The organism is Vulcanimicrobium alpinum, assembly GCF_027923555.1.
Classification (GTDB): Bacteria; Vulcanimicrobiota; Vulcanimicrobiia; order Vulcanimicrobiales; family Vulcanimicrobiaceae; genus Vulcanimicrobium; species Vulcanimicrobium alpinum.
Genome location: NZ_AP025523.1, coordinates 1343537 through 1364521, shown reverse-complemented (window position 1 = coordinate 1364521; position 20985 = coordinate 1343537). Strand labels below are relative to the sequence as shown.

The window sequence follows — 20985 nt, the reverse complement described above, 5'->3', positions numbered from 1 at the left end:
CCCGCGGCGTAGGGTGGGTGTCGCCGCCGCGGAGCGGCCACGCTCAACGCTCAGGGAGAACGCCATGCAGTACATGCTGCTAATCTATGCCGATCCGAAACTCGAGTCGAACGAGCCCTACGATGCCTGGTTCACCTACACCGAGGAGATGCGCAAGGCCGGAGCATTCGTCTCCGGGGAACCGTTGCACGGCGGCGAGACCGCGACGACCCTGCGGCTTCGCGATGGGAAGCGTCTCGTCACCGACGGCCCATTCGCCGAGACGAAAGAGCTGCTGATCGGCTACTACATCATCGAGGTGCCGGATCTCGACGCCGCGCTCGATTGGGCCGCGAAGATGCCCGACGCGAAGCAGAACGTCCTCGAAATCCGGCCGGTCATGTCGGTCCCGGTCGGCTGAACGCGACCGACGCACTGGCCCGCGCCGCGCGCGCGGACTGGGCGCAGATCGTGGCGGCGATGATGCGCCGCGTCGGCGACTTGGCGCTCGCGGAAGACGCTACCCAAGACGCCTTCGCGGCGGCAGCCCTCGCGTGGCCGCGCGAGGGCGTTCCGCCGAACCCGTCCGCGTGGCTGATGCTCAGCGCGCGGCGCAAAGCGATCGACCGGCTGCGCCGCGAGGCGGCGCGCGACCTTCGCGACCGCGCGTACGTCTCCGACCGCATCGCGCACGAGGATCCGAGCGAGGACGAGGAGATCATGCACGACGACCGTCTCGAACTCATCTTCTTGTGCGCGCATCCGGCGCTCGCACCGGACGCACGCGTTGCGCTGACGCTGCGCTGCGTCGCCGGTTTGGAGACCGGCGCGATCGCGCGCGCGTTTCTCGTCGGCGAAGCGACGATGGCGCAGCGGATCGTGCGCGCGAAGCGCCGCGTCAAGGCAACGGGGATCCCGTTCCGCATCCCTGCAGCGCACGAACTCGCCGATCGTCTGGCGACCGTGCTCGCGGTGATCTATCTCGTCTTCAACGAAGGCTACGCGGCGACGTCGGGCGATCGCCCGGTGCGCGCCGAGTTGTGCGACGAAGCGATCCGCCTCGCGCGTCTGGTCGCCGGACTGATGCCCGCGCAACGCCGAGGCGGCGGGGCTCCTCGCGCTGATGCTGCTCCATCACGCGCGTACGCCCGCGCGCATCGACGGCGCGGGGATCGTCGCGCTCGACGCGCAGGACCGCGGCCGCTGGGACCGCACGCGCATCGATGAAGGGCTCGCAATCCTCGACGCGGCGTTCGCCCGCCGCGCGCCCGGACCGTATCAGGTGCAGGCGGCGATCGTCGCGCTGCACGCGCGCGCGCCGTCGTTCGAGGCGACCGACTGGCCGCAGATCGCGCGGCTCTACGGCGTCCTCGGCGCGATGGCGCCTTCGCCGGTCGTCGAACTCAACCGCGCGGTCGCGATCGCGATGGCGGACGGGCCGGCTTCCGGGTTAGCGCTGCTGCGGCCGCTGCTCGGCGACGCCGCGCTCGCCGGTTACGCGCCGCTCCATGCCGCCCACGCCGACCTGTTGCGGCGCAACGGCGACGCCCGAGGCGCCGCGGACGCGTATCGGCGCGCGGCAGCAGCAAGCGGGACGTCGGCCCAGCGCGAAGCGCTGCTTCGCCGGGCGGCTGCTTGCGATGATTCTAACTTAAATCCATAGTTGACAGCCCGGCGGCCGCGTGATAGCGTGCGGATATGCCCCGCAAGAAGTCGCCGACCTTAACGGAGGCCGAGTACCGGCTCATGCAGGTCCTGTGGGACCGCGGTGAGTCGAGCGTCGCCGACGTGGTCGACGCGATCGGCGATCCCCCGCTCGCGTACAACACGGTGCTCACGACGATGCGCATCCTGGAACAAAAAGGCTACGTCCGTCACAAGGCGGCCGGGCGCGCGTTCATCTACCGCGCGGTCGTCGCGCGCGACGAGGCGCAGCGCAGCGTCGTCCAGCACGTGCTCTCACGCTTTTTCGACGGATCGCCGCGCGAATTGGTGCTGAACCTGCTCGAATCCGAAGCGGTCGACGACAGCGAACTCGCGCGTCTGCGCGAACTGTTGGACCGCGCCAAGGACAAATAACCATGCTCGAGGCGGTCGTCGACGTCGCCCTTCGCGCGATCGCTGCCGGCATCGTTCTGGGAGCGGTGCTCGCGCTCGGCGTCTTCGTTGCAACGCGCGTTCTCGCGCTGACGGCGACCACCCGCCACGCGCTGTGGACGACCGCGCTCGTTGCGACGGCGCTGATGCCGCTCGCGGGCGTCGGCGTCAGCGCGATGCGCGCGCAGCCGCACGCCGAGACGCGTCTCGCGATGCCCGCCTCGGTGCTCGCGAGCGTCGCCGAGGCGACGGCGCCGTTCCCCGCAATCCCCGAACCGCCCGTCGCGCACCGCGCCGGATCCGCTTCGTCCGCACCTTCCGTCGGCTGGACGCCGAAACTCTCACGCGACGTTGCGCTGGCGCTCGTCGCCGTGTGGCTGATCGGCGCGCTCGTCGGGATCGGCGGTCTGTTCGCGAGCGTCCTGCGCGTGCGCGGGCTGAAGAAACGCTCGAGCCCGCTCGACGGCACGCTCGCCGACGAGTTGCCGTGGCTCACCGAGGCGACCGCCGGACGCGAGATCTATCTGCGGCTCTCGTACGAGACCGAAACGCCCGTGGCGATCGGATTCGGCCGTCCCGTCATCCTGATCCCGACCGAACTGGCGACTGCCGACGGTCTCTCCGCGATCGAGCCGCTCGTGCTGCACGAACACGCGCACCTGCGCCGCTACGACGACTGGACGAACCTCGTCCAGCGCACGATCGAGCGGCTGTTCTGGTTCAATCCGCTCGTGTGGCTGATCGGCCGCCGCATCGCGCTCGAGCGCGAGATCGCGTCCGACGACGCGGTCGTCGAAAAGACCGGCGCGACGCACGAATACGCGACCTCGCTGTGGCCTCTCGCGCGCGAGATGCGGATGCCGGAACACGCGGTCGTCGCGCCGGGTGCGCTGCTAACGCGCAAGCAGATCAGCGTCCGCATCGAGCAGCTGCTCGACAAGAATCGTACGCGCCTGCACTGCTCGCCGGCCGCCGCGCTCGGCGCGGCCGCGGCCGGGATCGCCGCGGTCGCGCTCGTCGCGACGAGCGCGCCGGCGCTCGAAGTGCCGGCTCCCCCTTCGACGACGGTCGCGGGGGCGTCCGAGACCGCCGGCGCGCACCACGAAGCCGTGCGCCTGATCGTGCACGCCGCCGCCCCGGCGCACGCGGCGACGCCTCCGCGCGTGCATCGATCCGCAGCATCCGCGGCCGCTCCGACGACGCAGACGCGGGTGATCTACCGTATCGTCGATACGCCGGCGCTGCTCCCGTTCCCGCGTCTGCCCCGAATCGCAGAGACGGCTGCTCCGTCGGCGGCGCCGCTCGCGCCCGCGAAGCCGATCGCTCCAGAGGCGCCGATCGCCCCGCCTGCGTTCGTTCCGTCGTCGCTCGCGCACATCGACGGTGGCGTCGACATCCCGCTCGCAAAGATCGTCAAACAGTCGCTCGCCGCAGCGCAGGCGTCGATCGCCGCCGAAGGGCTCGCGAACCGGCGTGCGCACCGCTCGCTGGGCGGCGAGAAGCCGACGCGCGAGCTGATCGCATCGTGCGTGGGCTGTTCGTTGCGCGGCGCCGACCTGCGCGGGATGGATCTGCACGATCTGACGCTGACCGGCTACGATCTGCGCGGCGCCGATCTCTCGGGCGCGAACCTTGCCGGCGCGCACCTGCTCGGCACGTCGCTGACCGACGCGAACCTGCAAGGCGCAGATCTGCGCGGTGCGGTGCTCACCGGCGTCTCGCTGAGCGGCGCCAACCTCGACGGCGCGCACCTCGAGAACGTGAAGCTGGTCGGCGTCTCGCTGCGAACGGCCGGACTGCGCGGCACGCAATTGCGGGACGCGATCGCGACGTGTTCCGGCTGCGACTTCACGCGAATGGACTTGCGCGGTCAGGACCTGCACGGGATCGCGCTGAGCGGTGCGAATTTCAACGGCGCCGATCTGCGCGACGCGAACCTCAGCGGCGTCCGCTTCAGCGGCGCCGATTTGTCGGGGGCGAATCTGAGCGGCGCCGATCTCACCGGCGCAGTGTTCGTCGGCTGCGACATAAATGGCGTCAACCTCAGCGGCGCAAAGACCGCGGGGTTCACGATGCGCGGGAGTTCGCTCGAGCGATGATGCGCGCGCTCTTTTTTTTGCCGCGAACACCTAGTTTCATAGTTACCAAAAGAGCATCGGAATGATTCGACCGTTCGCAGTCGCGCTCACCGCAGCGTTCGTCGTCGGTCTCGGCGCCGTCGGGCGTGCTGCGCGTCGGGTGTACGCTGCCGCGCGATCTGCACGGGCGCGATCTGCACGGCCTGCGCTTCACCGGCACCGACTTGCGCGACGTCGATTTCCGCCGCAGCAACGTGAATGGCGCGACGTTCACCGGCGCCGATCTCGAGGGGACGCGCTTCGACGACGCGGACCTTCGCAACGCACGTTTCGTCGGCGTCCGCCTGCGCGGCACGTCGTTCGCGCACGCGGCGGTCGACGGGATACGGTTCGTCGGCGCGAGCGTCGCGCAGGCCGACATGCGCACCGAGACCGGGCGCGCGGTCCTGCGCGACTGCACCGGCTGCGCGTTTCACGACCTCGACCTGACGAACGCCGATCTGCACGCAAGCCGGCTGGTCGGCGCGAACCTGCGCGACGCGAAGCTTGCGGGCACGAACCTGCGCGAGGCACGGCTGGTCGGCGCGAACGCCGCCGGCAGCGACCTCTCGCGCGCCGACCTGCGCGGCGCGAACCTGCTGAGCACAAACCTCCGGGACGCTCGCCTGTCTGGCGTCGTCATCGGCGACGCGATCCTCTGCGGCGAGAATACCGCCGCCTGGGACGGCGGCGAAGCCGAACGCCGTACCGTGTGCACCGACCTGCGCGGCGTCGACCTCCACGGTCTGGACCTGCGCAGCGCGCGCTTCTGCACGCACGATCGAGGCGAGGCATCGGCGACCTGCCGCACCGTCACGCGGCAAGAACTCACCGGCGACGCGCACGCCGATCTGACCGGCGCGCTGGCGCCGGCATAAGGGAGAAGGACGATGGTACGCACCCTGCTCTGCGCGGCCGCGTTGACGACCCTCCTGCTCGGCGCCGTCCCCGCGCGCGCCGACGATGACCTCACCCGCCGGTTGATCGATCAATGCGTCGGCTGCACGTTCCCCAAGGATCTGCGCGGCCGCGATCTGCACGATCTGCGCTTCGTCGGCAGCGATCTGCGCGACGTCGATTTTTCGAACGCCAAACTGAGCGGCGCGCGCTTCGTCGGCGCCGACCTCGCCGGCGCGAGATTCGACGGCGCAGACCTGCGGAACGCGCGCTTCGAAGGCGTGCGCTTTCGCCGCACGTCGTTCGCGCGCGCCAAGATCGACGGCGTCCGGATGACCGGCGTCGACCTCTCCGGCACGGCGATCGTCGGCACCGATCCGCACGCATTCGACGTGCGCGGCCGGGGGTGGGCCCGCATGGGCGACCGCGACGGCGCGGAGCTCGGCGCGATCCCACCGCTCCCGGTGCTGCCGCCGATCCCGGACGTCGGCCCGCAAGTCGAACGCGCGCTGCGCGAGGCGGAGCGCAGCATGCGCCGCCTGCAGATCGAGGGCGGTCCGTGCACGCGAGTGTGGATCCGCGGCGTCCCGCCGATCCCGCCGCGCCGCGCCGCTCCGCCGGCACCGCCCGCGCCGTCCACCGTTCCGTCGCCGCCGGCGATGCCGGCGCCGGGGTCGTCGCGCGCGTCCTAGACGCTATTCGGGATCGCTGAAGAGGAAGGCCAGGTCTTCGCGCGTGAGCGTCTTCGCGACGGCGCTGTCGGCTTTAACGACGGCCTTCGACAGCGCCGCTTTGCGCTCGGCGAGCGCGCGGATCTTCTCCTCGACCGATCCGGCGGTGACCATCCGGTACGCCGTCACCGGACGCACCTGTCCGATGCGATGCGTGCGGTCGATCGCCTGGCGTTCGACCGCGGGATTCCACCACGGATCGTAGAGCACCACATAGTCGGCCGCGGTCAGCGTGAGCCCGACGCCGCCCGCCTTGAGCGAACAGAGGAACACCGGCGGCCCGCCGTCGCTCATGAAACGCTCGACCTCGGCTTGCCGGTCGCGGTCCTTCGTCGATCCGTCGAGGTAGCCGTACGCCACGTCGCGCTTGTCGAGCGACGTGCGCATGATCTTGAGCATCGACGCGAAGGCGCTGAACACGAGCACCTTGTGGCCGCCGTCGAGGATCTCGTCGATCGTCTCCAGGAACGCGTCGAACTTCCCGCTCGCCTCCGGCTCCTCGAGATACTCCGGCACGAGCAGCCCCGGGTGCGCGCAGACTTGACGCAGGCGCGTGAGCGCCGCGAGAACGTGCACCGTCGCCGCTTCCGTCCCCTCGTCGTCGATCTTTGCCAGCACGTCGCGGCGCGCGGCCTCGGCGATCCCGCGGTAGAGGCGCCGCTGCAGCGGACTCAGCTCGCACTCGATCACCGCCTCCGTGCGTTCGGGCAGTTCGCGCGCAACGTCTTCTTTCGTGCGGCGCAGCACGAACGGTTCGAGCCGAGAGCGCAGCGCCGCGGCGGCACGCTCGTCGCCGTCGGCGATCGGGTTCTCGAACCGCCGCCGGAACGACGTCTCGGACCCAAGCAGCCCTGGCTCGACGAAGCCGAAGATCGCCCACAGATCGCGCAGCGAGTTTTCCACCGGCGTCCCGGTAAGAGCCAGACGGTGATCGGCCTGCAGCCCGCGCACGACCTTCGCGATCTGCGAGGACGGGTTCTTCGCGTTCTGCGCCTCGTCGAGGACGAGCGTGCGGAAGCGGAACCGTTCGAGGTGGTGCGCGTCGAGCCGCGCCAATGCGTACGACGTGATGATGACGTCGAAGTCGTGGATCGTCTCATATTTCGCGGCGCGGTCGCTCCCGGACTGCAGGCGCAAGGTGCGCAAGCTCGGGGCGAACTTCTTGATCTCGTTCTCCCACGTGTGCGTGACCGAGGTCGGCGCGATCACCAGGATCGGCGACTCGCCCTCGTCTTGTTTGCGCTTCGCGACGTGCGCGATCAACTGCGAGGTGTTGTGGGTGACGATGAAGTCCCACATCACGTACAACTGATCGGGCGCGTCGACCGCGATGCACTGCATCTCGCACTCGCCGTCCGGAACCACATCCACGATCGCGCGCACCGGCTGATATTTCGTGCGCGGCTCGAAGCGCGCGAGCTTGCGCTCGAGCCGGAACGGGACGTACTCCGGCGGAAGCTCGATGCCCACGCGATACGCCGGCTTGCCGATCCGGTTTTCGCCCTTGTACACGTACTTCGGCGCAGCTTTGTATGTGCGCCGAGCAACGCCGCCCAGCGAGCGCACCAGGAACTCGACGTCGGTCGCGAGTTGATCGGACGTCGTCGTAAACTCCGCACACCCGGTCCGATGATCGACCGTGCCGTCCGTGTCCATCAAGCCTTGCAGCATCGCGAGGCGATCGGAGATCGACGCGAACTTGTAAGCGGTCGGCACAAACTTCCGCGAAGACGTCAGCCCAAGCACGCCGAGATCGTTCAGCGATGCAGCGACCGGATTCGCACCATGTGTCGATCGAATCGCATAATCGTAGCGTTGCAGCGGCACCAACTCGGTGCCCGTCGGCAGCAGCGTATTCACCGCGGCGCGACTTTCCGCATCCGCGATCGTGAAGCGGAGCTGCCGTCCGGAAAGTCCGCCGTCTCCGAGTAAGCATCCCAAAAGATAGGGATCGATCGGGAGCGGTTCGTGCAGCGCAAAATGCATTGGAGCTGCGACGGGAATGTAGTGTCGCGCATTTCCCGCCGCATCGTGCAGATGTTCGCGAATCTCGCGCGTCGTCAGCACGCGATCAGGACGCCCGCGTTTCTTGCGAACGGCCGAATTCACCGCCCACAGATGATCGTCGGAGCAAGGCAACGACGTACCGTCGCCGAACATTACAAGATACGCAGGCAGTACACCCTGCGGATAGACGCCTACCACACGATGCGGCATCCCGTCGCGCCCCATGACTTCGTCGCCGACGCAAAGATCGCCGAAACGGCGCCATCCGGTCGGCGTCAGCACCAGCATCGAAACGGGAAGACTCTTTCCAGTACCCATATCGTCTGCGAGAATGCCGCCGAAACGGAACGACGAGAGGTACGCGAGGAAATCCAAGCCGCGACGCTGGTAGTCGCGCAGCGGCAGCACGAGCGCGTCCGGAGGCGACACTTCTTCGATCCCCTCGAAGTTGCGCAGGCGCTCGCGAATCCGCTCGACTTCGTCCGGCAGCGCTACGTCGCCGAACGCTTCGTGCAGTTCGTCGCGCATCGCGACGAGCGAGGCGAGTCCCGTGCGCCGCCGATCGTTCAGTTCCGAAAGCAGATTCTGCCGCGAGCGCAGATCGCCGACGTCGACGAGCTGTCCGCGCACTTCCGCGAAGCGTCCCTTTCCGCCGAGCAGCGCGCGCAGTTCGTCGCGGGTGAGCGGCTCGCCGCCGCCGACGAACACCGAGACGTCGAGATCGAACCAGTCGCCGCTCTCGGTCGCGGTCGCCTGCACCGAAACGTCGACGTTGCCGCCGTTGGTGAGCGCGAGCAGCGAATCGTCGAGCCGCACCTCGGCGTCGTCCCATCCGGGCCACAGGTCGCGCACCACCTCGGCAGCACGATCCGCGTCGTGCAGCGCGAATCCGTCGCTCCCGCGCGGCACGAAGCCGGCATCGAGGAAGCGGCGCGAGAAACCGCGGGCGACATCGGGCGGGAACCGTACGAACCGCCCGTCGCTCGCGGTCACCGCGCCGAGCGGGTTGTAGGCGACGTACGCGCCGGTCGCGCGATCGACGAACCCGAGGCGCGTCAGCAGTGCGCCGTCGCGCCACGCGGCGCGAATCACCATCCCCGGAAGCTGCGCGTCGACGACGCCGAGCGCCGCGCGTTCGTCGGCCGGCAGGAACGGCGCCGCCTTCGCGATTGCGCGCATCGACGGCGTGCCGTGCGTCTCGCCGTTGGTCGACGGCACCGCGCGTGCCGCTGCGATCACCTTGCGCGCGTCGAATCCGCCGTCGAGCAGAAACGCGGTGCGTTCGGCGATCATCCAGACCGGCGGCCCGTCGAGGACGAGCGCATCCGCCGGCGAGACGCGTGAACCGTCGGGCGTCTCGAGGACCGGCGCGAAGGCCGAGCCCATCCGTCTCGCGCGCAGGCGCACGCCGCGCGTCTCCACCGCGAACGGCGGCAGTTCCGCGGGATGCCGATTTTCGGCGGGCGCATCGTCGATCCTCAGCCGCGGATGACGCGCGAGCCGGAACATCGCGCGCGCCAGCGCCTTCGTCGAGGCGCGGGCGCCGAACGCTTCCTGCACCGCTTCATCCCGCAGCAGCGAGCGATCGACGTCGTCCCAGTCGTCGGAGGGCGTCTGATCCATCATCGCCAGGATCGCGTCGGCGTCGCGGATCACGCCGCGCAGCCGCGGCGTGTCGAGATAGAGCGCGCCGCCGATCGCGCCGCCGGTCGCAACGGTGATCACCGGCCAGACGGCGCGCGCGCGCGTCCGCGCGCCGTCAAACTCACCGTCGGGGAGCCACGAGAGATCCGGCTCCGCCGTATCGGCACTCACCGGCGGGAGCGCATGATCCTCGGCGGTGCGGACGACTTCGAGCGTCGCTACGACGTGCTCGCAGACGCCCGTCGCGCCGCACGTGCACATCGGCCGCAGCGCCTGCGGGCCGGTCCCCGACGACCACTCCACGACGGTCTGCACCGGCGCACGGTCCTTCACCGCCGATTCGATGCGCGCCGGTTCGACGGATCGCAACGAGACGCGCCCCCCGTCGACGAGGGCGAGCGCGTTGCGGGTGAGATCGCGGGCAAACCACGTGCCGATCTGCGCCGGCAGGCGCGATCGCCACAGAGCGTACGGGGTCAACCGTGCGGTGTTCGTCACGAACCCTTGACCAGCCCGCAAAGCGGGCTGGTCAAAACGAAAACTCAACCGACCTTCCTGCCGTAGCGCAGCGGAGGCAGCTAGACGGGCTGAACTTCGGGCGTGCTCGGCGCGGGCGGTTCGATCCTCGGGATTTTGGAGAAGCGCAGCTTCTCGGGATTGTCCTGACTGACTTCGGCGAGGATGCGGTCGCCCGTCGAGAAGTTGCCCTTGAGCATCTCTTCGGCGAGTTCGTCCTCGACTTCGCGCTGGATCGCGCGGCGCAGCGGACGCGCCCCGAACTGCGGATCCCAGCCCTTCTTCGCGAGCAGCTGCTTCGCGTCGTCGGTGACTTCGAGGTGCATGTCCTGCGCCTTGACCTCGCGGATGACTTTCTCGAGTTCGAGTCCGACGATCTCGGCGATCTGCTCGCGGTTGAGCGAGTGGAACACCACGATCTCGTCGACGCGGTTGAGGAACTCGGGACGGAACGCGTGCTTCACTTCATCGAGCACTTTGTTCTTCATGCGCTCGTAGGCTTGGTCTTCGTTCGACTCGCTGCCGCGCGTCGGACGGAAGCCGATCTCGCTGGACGTCGTCATCCCGGTCGCGCCGACGTTCGAAGTCATGATGATGACGGTGTTCTTGAAGTCGACGACGCGGCCCTGAGAATCGGTCAGCCGTCCGTCTTCGAGAACTTGCAGCAGCAGGTTGAAGACGTCCGGATGCGCCTTCTCGATCTCGTCGAGGAGGACGACCGAGTAGGGACGGCGCCGCACCGCTTCGGTGAGCTGGCCGCCCTCTTCGTAGCCGACGTAGCCGGGAGGTGCACCGACGAGCCGCGAGACCGCGTACTTCTCCATGTACTCCGACATGTCGATGCGGATCATCGACTCCGAGTCGTCGAACATGAACTCCGCGAGCGAGCGCGCGACTTCGGTCTTCCCGACGCCCGTCGGGCCGAGGAAGATGAACGAACCGATCGGGCGCTTCGGGTTCTTAAGCCCCGCGCGCGAGCGCCGGATGGCGCGCGTCACCGTCGAGACCGCCTGGTTCTGTCCGATCACGCGCTTGTGGAGCTGCTCTTCCATGCCGAGCAGCTTGGCCGTCTCGGCCTGCGCGAGCTTCGACACCGGGATCTTCGTCCACGACGAGACGATGTGCGCGACGTCTTCTTCCGTCACTTTGATCGTCTTGTCTTGTTTTGCGCGCGCCTCGGCCCACTCGTTCTCGAGCCGCTGCTTCTCCAGGCGCAGCTTCTCCTCACGGTCGCGGATCGCAGCGGCTTTTTCGAACTCCTGCGACTTGACGACCGACTCTTTCTCCTGCTTGACCTTGCGGATCTCGTTCTCGACCTCGCGGATCGCCGGCGGCGGCAGCGTCGCCTGCAAGCGGACGCGCGATGCGGCTTCGTCGATGAGGTCGACGGCTTTGTCGGGGAGGAAGCGGTCGGAGATGTAGCGGTCGCCAAGCTTCGCGGCGGCGACCAGCGCCTCGTCGGTGATCGTCACCTTGTGATGCGCTTCGTAGCGGTCCCGCAGGCCTTTGAGGATCTCGACGGTCTCGTCGACCGACGGCTCGCCGACCATCACCGGCTGGAAGCGGCGCTCGAGCGCCGAGTCCTTCTCGATGTGCTTGCGGAACTCGTTGAGCGTCGTCGCGCCGATGCACTGCAGCTCGCCGCGCGCGAGCGCGGGCTTGATGATGTTCGAGGCGTCGATCGCGCCTTCGGCGGCGCCCGCCCCGACGAGCGTGTGCAGCTCGTCGATGAAGAGGATGATCTCGCCGGAGGCGCCGCGGATCTCGTCCATCACGCGCTTCATCCGCTCTTCGAACTCGCCGCGGTACTTCGTCCCGGCGACCAGCCCGGCCAGGTCGAGCGTGATCACGCGCTTGTCGCGCAGCGGCTCGGGGACTTCCGTCTTGATGACGCGCTGCGCGAGGCCCTCGGCGATCGCGGTCTTGCCGACGCCGGGTTCGCCGATGAGCGCGGGGTTGTTCTTCGTGCGCCGGCTGAGAATCTGGATGACGCGTTCGATCTCGTTCGCGCGGCCAATCACCGGGTCGAGCTTGTTCTCGCGCGCGAGCTGGGTGAGGTCGCGGCCGTACGCGTCGAGCGTCGGCGTCTTCGACTTGCCCTTTGGCGCGGGCGGCTGGCCTTCGGCGCCGAGCAGGGAGGTGGTCTGCACGCGAACCTTCGCCGGATCGACGCCCAGGTTGGTCAGCACGCGCGCCGCGACGCCCTCACCCTCGCGGATCAGACCGAGCAGCAGGTGTTCCGTCCCGATGTAGTTGTGGTTGAGCTGACGCGCTTCTTCGAACGCGAGCTCGATCACGCGCTTGGCGCGCGGGGTGAAGACCATCTCCTGCTGCACCGTCTGACCGCCGCGGCCGACGATCGCCTCAACTTCCTGGCGCACCTTCGCCAAGTTGACGCCGAGCGTCTCGAGCACTTTGGCCGCGAGGCTCTCACCCTCGGAGATGATCCCGAGCAGGATGTGCTCGGTCCCGATGTAGTTGTTCCCGAGACGCTGCGCTTCTTCTTGAGCCAGCACGATGCTGCGCCGCGCGCGTTCGGTGAACGGTTCCCACATTGACATGTCGCTACGAAACTCCCCGAGCGGCCCAGCCGCTCCTGCCTCCATGCCCGCCGACGCCCTCCGTCGCCGCACCGGCCTTGGTGGTGGTTAAACTCTCGTCCTGTTGGATCGGTTTCAAACCCTCTGGCGCTCCTAGGCCATTGGGAACATGAATGCGCCCTGCGTTTGGATGCGCCTGTCGACCGGGAAATATTCGTTCGGCCGGCGGCGTCGAAGCATGGAACCGAGCACCCCGGGGGCGAACGGAGGGGCTCTTCCAAACACTTTGAGGGCGTCTGCAATCCATATTCCCGGACTCGCCGAACTGACCGATCAGCTGGTCAACGGCATCACCTTGGGGATGCTCTACATCCTCGTGGCCTTGGGGCTGAACATCATCCTCGGGCTGATGGGCGTGATCAACTTCTCCCACGGCGCGTTCTTCATGCTCGGCGCCTACCTGATGTACCAGTTCAACGGTACGATCGGGTTCTGGCCCGCGATCCTCGCCTCGGCGGTGATCGTCGGCGTCCTGGGGATGGCGTTCGAATCGACCCTCATCCGGCCGCTGTACAAGCGGATACCGGAATATACGCTGCTGCTGACGTTCGGAACGGCGCTGATCTTCGCGCAGGTCGTTCGCAAGGTGTGGGGCGACGACGCGGTGCGCGTCGACACGCCGTCGTACATCCCGCAGTCGATCGACCTCGGCGGCCTGCAGTTCCCGTTCTACAAAGACGTCTTCCTGGTGCTGCTGACGGTCGTGATCCTGGCCGGAGTGTGGCTGCTGCTCAACAAGACCAACATCGGGATCATCATCCGCGCCGGGACGCGTGACGCCGAGATGGTGAAGATCCTGGGCATCAACATGCCGCTGATGTTCACGCTCGTCTTCGGGATGGGCTCGCTGCTCGCCGGCCTGGCCGGCGCGCTCGCGGCGCCGATCTACTCGATCCAGCCGAATCTCGCCTCGCAGTGGATCGTGCTCACCTTCGTGATCGTCATCGTCGGAGGGATCGGCTCCTTCTGGGGCGCGATCGTCGGCGGCTTGCTGATCGGCATCCTCACCAGCTTGATGGCGCTGATCTGGCCGCCGGCGGTCGAGATGACCGGCTACATCATCATGGGGATCATTCTGCTGGTGCGGCCGCGCGGGATCTTCGGCGTCGAGGGTCTCTTCGAATGAGCGGACAGCACGATTCGGGCGCCCTTCGACAGGCTCAGCGTGACGTAAAGCCGGCGCTGGGCGCCCGTCCTGCGAACGGTGCGGCGGCGCTGCTGACGCATCCGCTGCTGTGGACCGCGATCCTGTTCGTCGCGCTGCCGTTCGTCGCCGGAGCGAACCCGTTCAAAGGCAACTGGTCCGGATTCGTCGGGATCGCGACGACGATGGTGATCTTCGCGCTGTTCGCCAGCGGTTTCAACCTGCTGTTCGGGCACGTCGGCGAGCTCTCGTTCGGGCACGCGATGTTCTTCACGCTGGGTGCCTACACGACGGCGCTCTACACCGCCGGCTTCAACGTCACGGTGTTCGGCACAGCGGTCTCGCACGGCAAGGGCGACAACCTGTTCGTCGCGCTCGTGCTTTCGCTCGCCGTCGCGTTGCTGTGGGCGTGGGTCCTGGCACGGGTCGTGGTGCCGCGGTCGAGCGGCATCTACTTCTCGATGATCACGCTGGCGTTCGCGCAGGTGATCTACTTCGTCACCTTCCATTGGAGCGAGCTCACCGGCGGCGAGGACGGCCTGCAGAACATCACGCGCCCCTCGGTGTTCGGCAACGCCTGGCTTTCGAGCTCCGATCATTTCTATTGGTTCTGCGCGATCTGCGCGTTCCTCGCGCTCTGCCTCCTGCACTTCATCCTGCGCTCGCCGTTCGGAAGCGTGCTCCACGCGATCCGCGAGAACAAGCAGCGCGCGCGCTTCCTCGGTTACGACGTCGACAAGTACCGGGTCAACGCGTTCGTGCTCTCGGCGCTCTTCCCGGCCGTCGCCGGCTGGCTGTGGACGTACTTTCAGCAGGCGATCAACCCCGATGCCGGCTCGGTCGAGTACTCGGGCAACGTCGTGATGATGTCGATGCTCGGCGGCGTGCAGACGTTCCTCGGGCCGATCCTCGGCGCCTCGATCTATTACGAGATTCAGAACAACGTCTCGCAGCTCACCAAGTATTGGGAAGCCTGGATCGGGATCGTGTTCGTGATCGTGGTGCTGGTCGGCCCCCGCGGGATCATGGGCTTCCTCGACGACATCCGGCACTACGGCGCGGGGACGACGTTCCGCCGCTACTTCTCGCGTCAGGCGCGCGTCGAGCTCGAGATGCAGGAAGAACTACCCGCGCTCGACGAGCCGGCCGCGACCGAGACGGCGGCGCCCTGATGTCGTACGTCTTCAAGACCGACGGCCTCACCCGGCGATTCTCCGGCTTCACCGCCGTCAACAACGTCTCGATCGAGATCCCCGAGGGCGGGGTGCGCACGATCATCGGCCCCAACGGCGCCGGCAAGACGACGTTCTTCAACCTCTTGAGCGGACTGCTGCCGCCGAGCGAGGGACGGATCTTTTTCCGCGACCGCGACATCACCGCGCTGCACGCGTATCAGCGCGCGCGGCTGGGGATCGCGCGCTCGTTTCAGATCACGAACATCTTCGGGCATCTGACGGTCGGCGAGAACGTCCGGCTCGCCGCCCAAGCGGTCCACGACGGCAAAGCGAACTTCTTCTTCCCCGGCTCGCGGATGGACCAGGTCAACGAGACGACGGAGCGTGTGCTGCACGACGTCGGCTTGTGGGACGCGCGCGACGCGCGCGCCGAGAACCTCTCGCACGGCGACCAGCGCCGGCTCGAGATCGGTCTCGTGATCGCAAGCGATCCGCCGATGCTGCTGCTCGACGAGCCGCTCGCCGGGATGTCGCCGACCGAGACGCACGAGACGGTCGATCTGATCCAGCGCATCTCGCCCGGCCGCACGATCCTGCTCGTCGAGCACGACATCGATGTCGTCATGTCGATCTCGACGACGATCACCGTTCTGCAGACGGGCCAGATTCTCGCGACCGGAACGCCGGCGGAGATTCGCGGCAACGAAGCGGTGCAGCGCGCCTACCTCGGAGAACTTGTGTAATGGCGATGGAGCGAGCGACGAAACATCGTGGCATGACCAGGATGGTGTTGCCAGCTCGGACCGGGGGCCCCGCGCAAAGCGCGGGGGGCGCGCAGCCCGGGGCGGAGCGCCTTTAACATGCTGCTCGAACTTCGCAACGTCAACGCGTACTACGACAAGAGCCACGTTCTGCAGAACGTCTCGCTACAGGTCGATGCGGGCGAAGTCGTCGCGCTGCTCGGGCGCAACGGCTCGGGGCGTTCGACGACGTGCAAGACGATCATGGGTTTGGTCAACGCGAAGACCGGCCAGGTGCTCTTCAAAGGCAAGGAGATCACCAACAAAACGCCGTTCGCGCTGGCCCAGCTAGGGATCGCGTTCGTCCCCGAAGACCGGCGCATCTTTCCGAACCTGACGGTCGGCGAGAATCTACGCCTCGCGGCACTCGCGGGGCGCAAAGGCGCGTGGACGGAGAAGCGGATTTACGAGTACTTCGCGGTGCTCGGCGAGCGCAAGGACAAGCCGGCGAAACTCTCCGGAGGCGAACAGCAGATGCTGGCGATCGCCCGCGCGCTCGTCGCCAACCCCGACATCATCCTGCTCGACGAGCCGATGGAAGGGCTCGCACCGCTGATCGCGCGCAACGTCGAAGAGGTGGTGCGCGCAATCCGCAGCGAGGGCAACACAATTCTGCTCGTCGAGCAGAACGCGCACGTCGCGATGAGCCTCTCCGACCGCGGCTACGTCCTCTCCAACGGCCGCGTCGTCGGCCAGGGCTCGATCGCCGAACTCAAGGCCGACGAGGCGATGATGCACCGCTACCTCGCGGTGTAATCGATGAGCTACCGCGCGAACCTGCCGGACGGCGAACGTCATCTCGTCGGCTGGCTCGAATCGTTCGGCGATATCGTGATCGGCTTCTCGATGTCTCAGCTTGCGCTGCAGCTCACCCTCCCCAACACTCCGGCGGATCTGACGCACCCGGTGCGCTACGTCATCTACTTCGGGACGTTCGCCGCGCTGGCCGCGCTCTGGTTCAACTACCATCGCATGATGAGCGGGGCGTTCAAGCCGACCCGGCCCGACGTCGTCCTGGCGTTTCTCTATCTCGCCTGCACGACCGTCGTCCCGCTCGCGCTCTATGCGAACGTCCACTTCGCCTCGTCGAACCATCCGGAGTGGGCGCGCACGGGAATCGGCGTATACGTCGCCTGCTTCACGGGGACGTCGGTTCCGGCCACGATCGTCGCGTGGCGCAATTTCATGCGCGGCTACGAGCACACCGGTAACGCCGAACGGAGGATGCTCTGGAGACGTCTCGTCACCATTACCACCGTGTCGGCTCTGCTCGTCATCGCTCTGGCAGTGGTCATCCTCGTCCCCGTCAATCTTCTGTGGGGGACGATTCCGCCGAGCGCGATCGTGCTCGTTCTGATGGCACCGGCGATCAGGCTCTCCCTGCTCGCCTTCGGCCGTCGCGTCCCCGACCTGCGCCGCATCCCGCCCGGGGTGCCGGCGAGTCATGGGCGAACGGAGGTTCCGTTATGATTACCGCAGAGCGCGTTCGCGAAGCCCTCAAAGAGGTCGAAGACCCCGAACTCAACATGGGCATCCTCGACCTAGGGCTCGTCTACGACGTCGCCTGCGAGGGACCGCACGGACAAGAGGTCACCGTGACGATGACGCTGACGTCGCCGATGTGTCCCGTCGGCCCCATGTTCAAGCAGGCCGTGCAGAGCAAAGTCGAGTCGATCGACGGCGTGAAGTCGGCGAACGTCGAGATCACGTTCAACCCGCCGTGGGATCCGAAGACGATGGCGAGCGACGACGTCAAGCTGGCGCTGGGAATCTGGTAGCTGCGCGCTAAGGCGCCGGGGTTTCCGACGGCGAAGGGCCCCGGCGATGTCCGCCACCGAGTCGCCCCACGAGCACGCCTACGGCCGCCTCGAGCGCATGCGCGACGCGTCGCTCGCACCCGCCGGCGAGGACGCGAACGAACGCCAGCGCGCGCGCGGCAAGCGCACGGCGCGAGAGCGGGTCGACGCGCTCGTCGATCCCGGATCGTTCGTCGAACTCGATCGCTTCGCGGTCCATCGGACGACGGCGTTCGGCTTGGGCGAACGCGAGTTTCTCGGCGACGGCGTCGTCACGGGGCACGCGACGATCGACGGGCGGCGGGTCTTCCTCTTCTCGCAAGACTTCACGGTGCTGGGCGGCTCGCTCGGCGAAGTGATGGCCGAGAAGATCTGCAAGACGATGGACCTGGCCGTGCGCACCGGTTCGCCGATGATCGGGATCAACGACTCCGGCGGCGCGCGCATCCAGGAAGGCGTCGTGAGCCTGGGCGGCTATGCCGAGATCTTCTGGCGCAACGTGCAGGCGTCGGGCGTCATCCCGCAGATCAGCCTGATCGCGGGACCGTGCGCCGGCGGCGCGGTGTACTCGCCGGCGATCACCGACTTCACCGTCATGGTGGAGGGGATCTCGCAGATGTTCATCACCGGCCCCGACGTCACCAAGGCCGTCACCGGTGAAGACGTCTCGTTCGACGAGCTCGGCGGCGCGCTCACGCACGCGACGAAGAGCGGGGTCGCGCACCTCACCGCCACCGACGAGGACGAGATGAACGAGCACTGCCGGCGGCTGCTCTCGTTCATCCCGTCGAACAACCTCGACGATCCCCCGCTCGTCGCGACCGCCGACGATCCGCTGCGCGTCGCCGAAGAACTCAACGAGCTGATCCCGGACGCGCCGAACAAGCCCTACGACATCCTCGACGCGATCGTCCCGACGCTCGACGACGCCGACTTCTTCGAGATCCTTCCGCTGTGGGCGCAGAACGTCGTGACCGGCTTCGGACGCATCGGCGGACGCAGCGTCGGGATCGTCGCCAACCAGCCGAAAGTGCTCGCCGGCGTCCTCGACATCAACGCTTCGATCAAGGCCGCGCGCTTCGTGCGCTTCTGCGATGCGTTCAACGTCCCGCTGCTGACCTTCGTCGACGTTCCGGGATTCTTACCGGGGACGAGCCAGGAGTGGGGCGGGATCATCAAGCACGGCGCCAAGCTGCTCTACGCCTTCGCCGAGGCGACGGTCCCGAAGATCACCGTCATCACCCGCAAAGCCTACGGCGGCGCGTACGACGTCATGTCGTCCAAGCACATCCGCGCCGATTTCAACTTCGCGTGGCCGACCGCGGAGATCGCGGTGATGGGTTCAGCCGGCGCCGTGAAGATCCTCAACCGGCGCGAGATCGCCGAGGCACCCGATCCCGAGGCGCGCGCAGCGGAACTCGCGGCCGAGTACACCGACCATTTCGCCAACCCGTTCATCGCGGCACAGCGCGGCTACGTCGACGACGTGATCAACGCGAACGAGACGCGCCGCGCCGTCTCCCGTGCGCTCGACGCGCTCGCCGACAAACGCGTCGAGCGCCCGAAGCGCAAGCACGGCAACATCCCGCTCTAATAGGGTGCTGAAAAAGTCGCGCTTCCCTTCCTTGTCGGGTAAGCGTTTGATGCAATGAGACATGCGAACGCGAGAGAAAGTGCAGCGCGGCATGTGGAGTTATGTTGCGGATGAGGATCGGATTCCGAAAGATCATCCATTACGCGCGATGCGAGCGTTGATCGCCCCCGTTCTGCGCGATCGATCGTGTCCCGGCCCGTGGTGTATGAGAGGGTCGCCCTTGTAGCATAGAGAGCGGCCATCGTGGCTTTCGGCGAAGGTTGTTTTTGCAACAAATAACCGACCGAAAGGGATCCACGATGGCCAAACCCAGTATCGCACTTTCCGAGCTCGTCGAAAAGGGCGGCGACGTCGACTTCGTTCGCGAGATGCTCCAGTACGCCGGGCAGCGGATCATGGAGATCGATGTTGAGGAACTCTGCGGCTTGCCCTACGGCGAGCGCGGCCCCGGCCGACAGAACGCCCGCAACGGCTTCCGCGAGCGCCAATGGGAGACGCGTTCCGGCACGATCGGACTGCGCATCCCCAAGTTGCGCAAAGGTAGCTACTTCCCCGCGTTCCTCGAGCCGCGCCGCACGGCGGAGAAGGCGCTCACCGCCGTCATCCAAGAGGCCTACATCCAGGGCATCTCCACGCGCTCGGTCGACGAGCTCGTCAAGGCGATGGGGATGACAGGCATCTCCAAGAGTCAGGTCTCACGGCTGTGCGAAGAGATCGACGAACGCGTGAACGCATTTCTTACCCGGCCGATCGAAGGCGACTGGCCCTATCTTTGGATCGACGCGACGTACGTGAAGACGCGCTCCGGCGGACGCATCGTCTCGGTCGCCGTGATACTGGCCGTCGGCGTAAACACCGATGGGACACGGGAATTGTTGGGCCTCGCGGTTGGTCCGAGCGAAGCAGAGCCGTTCTGGATCGACTTTCTTCGCAGCTTGAGCCGCCGCGGATTGCGCGGTGTCAAGCTCGTCATTTCCGACTCGCATGTCGGCCTGAAAGCGGCCATCGCGAAAGTATTCAAAGCAACGTGGCAGCGCTGCCGCGTGCATTTTATGCGAAACGCGCTCGCACATGCGGGTAAAGGGCAACGGCAGATGGTCCTCGCGTTGATCAACACGGTATTCGCGCAAGAGACAGCGGAAGCTGCGCACGAGCAATGGCGTATCGTCTCCGAGCAGCTTCGGCAGAAGTTCCCGAAGCTCGCGGCGATGATGGACGACGCCGAGAACGACGTGCTCGCGTACATGGACTTTCCCAAGGCGCACCGCAAGCAGATCGCCTCAACCAATCCGCTCGAACGGGTCAACGCGGAGATCAAGCGGCGCACCGATGTCGTCGGTATCTTCCCGAACGATGCTGCCATCGTACGCCTCGTCGGTGCGCTCCTACTGGAACAGAACGACGAATGGCAACTGCAGCGGCGCTACATGCAACTCGAAGGACTCAGTGCCGTCAGCGATAATCAGCCCGCCAAGCTCTCCGCCGTGATTAACGGCTGAGCGCTACCCTCGCCGAGCCACCGCTCGTACACCACGGCTGGGGACACGATCCGGGATATCGTAGACGTGCTCGGGCTCGTGTCCGCGCGGATGCCACTGCAGGTTGACGGTCTGGATGAGCCCGGCGTGATCGACCGGGTAGACGGCTTCGGAACGCATCGCGGGAGCGCCGCGATCGTCTTGGCCGGGATGGTGAGCCCGACGACGAGCGGTTTCTGCTGCGCGTCGCGCTGCACGTACGGCGTCGCGCCGGTGGTGTTCCACGGAACCGGCGCCGACATGTCCATCTCGGCGACGCTCGCGGCGGGGAAGAGCAACGCGCCAAAGGCACCGGCGGCTAAAGCCGCCCGTAACAACGTTGTCATGTTCCTGTCCTTCTCACACTGAGA

The 20985-nt window shown here is 67.1% G+C and carries 16 protein-coding genes and 1 pseudogene; 15 read left to right on the top strand and 2 right to left on the bottom strand.

Going from position 1 to position 20985, the window contains the following annotated elements:
- Positions 1-64: 64 nt before the first annotated feature.
- From WPS_RS06815 to WPS_RS06785, 6 genes and pseudogenes are all read left to right on the top strand, one after another.
- Positions 65-400: a YciI family protein gene (locus WPS_RS06815; RefSeq protein WP_317997082.1), complete on the top strand. Its 336-nt coding sequence runs from the start codon at positions 65-67 to the stop codon at positions 398-400.
- A gap of 59 nt (positions 401-459) precedes the next feature.
- Positions 460-1642: pseudogene (locus WPS_RS18125) on the top strand (RNA polymerase sigma factor).
- Positions 1643-1677: 35 nt separating this feature from the next.
- Entirely contained in the window at positions 1678-2058 is a 381-nt protein-coding gene (locus WPS_RS06800) for a BlaI/MecI/CopY family transcriptional regulator (protein ID WP_317997079.1), read from the top strand.
- A 2-nt stretch (positions 2059-2060) separates the two neighbouring features.
- Positions 2061-4175, top strand: coding sequence for a pentapeptide repeat-containing protein (locus tag WPS_RS06795; protein ID WP_317997078.1), 2115 nt, complete (start codon positions 2061-2063; stop codon positions 4173-4175).
- A gap of 125 nt (positions 4176-4300) precedes the next feature.
- Positions 4301-5071 carry a pentapeptide repeat-containing protein gene (locus WPS_RS06790; protein ID WP_317997077.1) on the top strand — a complete coding sequence of 257 codons (771 nt, stop codon included), beginning with the start codon at positions 4301-4303 and terminating at the stop codon, positions 5069-5071.
- A gap of 12 nt (positions 5072-5083) precedes the next feature.
- Positions 5084-5782: a pentapeptide repeat-containing protein gene (locus tag WPS_RS06785; RefSeq protein WP_317997076.1), complete on the top strand. Its 699-nt coding sequence runs from the start codon at positions 5084-5086 to the stop codon at positions 5780-5782.
- Positions 5783-5785: 3 nt separating this feature from the next.
- Here WPS_RS06785 and WPS_RS06780 read toward each other — a convergent pair whose 3' ends face one another.
- Both WPS_RS06780 and WPS_RS06775 read right to left on the bottom strand, forming a co-directional pair.
- Positions 5786-9952 carry an SNF2-related protein gene (locus tag WPS_RS06780; protein ID WP_317997075.1) on the bottom strand — a complete coding sequence of 1389 codons (4167 nt, stop codon included), beginning with the start codon at positions 9950-9952 and terminating at the stop codon, positions 5786-5788.
- Positions 9953-10050: 98 nt separating this feature from the next.
- The gene (locus WPS_RS06775) at positions 10051-12549 is read right to left on the bottom strand and encodes an ATP-dependent Clp protease ATP-binding subunit (RefSeq protein ID WP_317997074.1); all 2499 of its coding nucleotides are present in this window, start codon (positions 12547-12549) and stop codon (positions 10051-10053) included.
- Between the two features lie 265 nt (positions 12550-12814).
- On the opposite strand from WPS_RS06775, the gene WPS_RS06770 reads away from it, so the two are divergent.
- From WPS_RS06770 to WPS_RS06730, 9 genes are all read left to right on the top strand, one after another.
- Positions 12815-13714, top strand: coding sequence for a branched-chain amino acid ABC transporter permease (locus WPS_RS06770; RefSeq protein WP_317997073.1), 900 nt, complete (start codon positions 12815-12817; stop codon positions 13712-13714).
- Entirely contained in the window at positions 13711-14904 is a 1194-nt protein-coding gene (locus WPS_RS06765) for a branched-chain amino acid ABC transporter permease (RefSeq protein WP_317997072.1), read from the top strand. Before WPS_RS06770 ends, WPS_RS06765 begins: the two co-directional genes overlap by 4 nt.
- Positions 14901-15650: an ABC transporter ATP-binding protein gene (locus tag WPS_RS06760; protein ID WP_405054940.1), complete on the top strand. Its 750-nt coding sequence runs from the start codon at positions 14901-14903 to the stop codon at positions 15648-15650. The genes WPS_RS06765 and WPS_RS06760 overlap by 4 nt, the downstream gene beginning before the upstream one ends.
- 117 nt (positions 15651-15767) lie before the next feature.
- Entirely contained in the window at positions 15768-16463 is a 696-nt protein-coding gene (locus WPS_RS06755; protein ID WP_317997070.1) for an ABC transporter ATP-binding protein, read from the top strand.
- A 3-nt stretch (positions 16464-16466) separates the two neighbouring features.
- Entirely contained in the window at positions 16467-17177 is a 711-nt protein-coding gene (locus WPS_RS06750; protein ID WP_317997069.1) for a TMEM175 family protein, read from the top strand.
- A complete protein-coding gene (locus tag WPS_RS06745; RefSeq protein WP_317997068.1) occupies positions 17174-17485 on the top strand; it encodes a metal-sulfur cluster assembly factor in 312 nt (103 codons plus the stop codon). Before WPS_RS06750 ends, WPS_RS06745 begins: the two co-directional genes overlap by 4 nt.
- A 46-nt stretch (positions 17486-17531) precedes the next feature.
- The gene (locus WPS_RS06740; protein WP_317997067.1) at positions 17532-19097 is read left to right on the top strand and encodes an acyl-CoA carboxylase subunit beta; all 1566 of its coding nucleotides are present in this window, start codon (positions 17532-17534) and stop codon (positions 19095-19097) included.
- A gap of 299 nt (positions 19098-19396) precedes the next feature.
- Positions 19397-20596 (top strand): IS256 family transposase, encoded by a 1200-nt coding sequence (locus tag WPS_RS06735; RefSeq protein WP_317995100.1) that lies wholly within the window; start codon positions 19397-19399, stop codon positions 20594-20596.
- 66 nt (positions 20597-20662) lie between these two features.
- Entirely contained in the window at positions 20663-20983 is a 321-nt protein-coding gene (locus WPS_RS06730; protein ID WP_317997066.1) for a hypothetical protein, read from the top strand.
- The last annotated feature ends 2 nt before the right edge of the window (positions 20984-20985 follow it).